The organism is Dietzia sp. NPDC055343 (assembly GCF_053645265.1).
On sequence record NZ_JBSHMJ010000152.1, the window covers coordinates 1 to 1,364 of the forward strand.

Annotated in this window: 1 protein-coding gene and 1 pseudogene; both read left to right on the top strand. The window is 66.7% G+C overall.

The features are described 5' to 3' along the window. Positions 1-804 (top strand): serine hydrolase (locus ACWIE7_RS19280; protein WP_454070348.1); only part of this gene is annotated, 804 nt, incomplete at its 5' end. 75 nt (positions 805-879) lie between these two features. After that, positions 880-1,364: pseudogene (locus tag ACWIE7_RS19285) on the top strand (hypothetical protein); the annotation flags it as partial.

Consider the following 1,364-nt stretch of genomic DNA (forward strand, 5'->3'; position numbering starts at 1 on the left):
GGTCTGGGTATCGGCCAGGACGTTCCGGTGGTGGTGGCCTCGATGTACAAGCTGCACCTCATGGTGGCGGCCTGCCGCGCGGCAGCCGCCGGCACTCTGGACCTGACACAACGGGTCACCATCACCCCCAATGAGCACACGCCGGGGCCGACCGGCTTCGCCCTCTTCGCCGACGACGTCGAGGTCTCGATCCGCGATCTCGTGCGCATGATGATTACGGTCTCAGACAACACCGCCGCCGAAGCAGTGCAACGCCTCCTACCCGCGGGCGCCCTCGACGAGACCCTCTTGGCCCTCAGCCTCGAGGCCACGGTGATCCGCGGAAGTGTGAGAGCCCAGCAACAGCTGACGATCTCCGAACTCGGCGCACGCGACTGGCAGGACGCTGCCCACCTGCTGGCAACCGACCCCGCCACCGACCAGGTCCACGCCTACGACCCCGCGTACGTCTCGCACAGCACTGCCCGAGCGCTATGCCAGCTGATGCGCGCAATCTGGACGAACACCGCCTCCGACCCCCAGCAGTGCGCGTTCATGCGGGAGGTCCTAGGCCAGCAGATCTGGCCGCACCGCATCGCAAGCGGGTTCCCTTTGGCATCGACAGCGGTCGCCGGCAAAACCGGCACCATTGGCCGGATCCGCGCCGAGACCGCTGTCGTCCAACCAGACGGTGAGCCACCGGTCGTCGTGTGCGTTGTAACCCGGGCAGCCCGCGCCGACGCGGCGCTGCCCATAGTGGACGCCTCCATCGGGCGTATCGCGCGGCTCCTCGTCAACGAGATACGAACCGGCGCTCAGCTGTAGCGATAACGTCCGCCAATCACGGGCGGCGAACGCGGCACTTGGACAGGTCAGCAACCCGACGGCTTTCCTAATCGCATGCACCGTTTGCGCCGCTCGACGCTCGCCGTGATCCTGACCGCCACACTCCCCTTGGCGTCCTGCGGCCTGTTGTTCTCGGATCCGCGTCAGGAGAACCTCGACGGGTTCGTTGACGCCCTCCAGCGCAAGGACGCCGTCGCGGCCGCAGCGTTCACCTCTGCACCGGAGATTGCGGCCACTGACCTGCAACGCACCTTCGACGGGATTGGCACCACGCAGATCTCCGCCCGCGTCCCCGACATCGGCGACTCGGTCACCACGCGACACGAACTCCAACTGCAATGGCGGGTACCTTCCGGCGACACCGCCACCAGCACAGGACTCGTCACGTTCGCACCCGGCGACACGGTGGCGTGGTCACCATCCATTCTCGACTCTCGCGCGACTACCGGCGGCTACCTTGGCTACTCGGACACCAAGAAGTACACCGCGCCCATCGTCGACCGAAACGACATCCGAATCATGGGCTGGGCCCCGGTCAC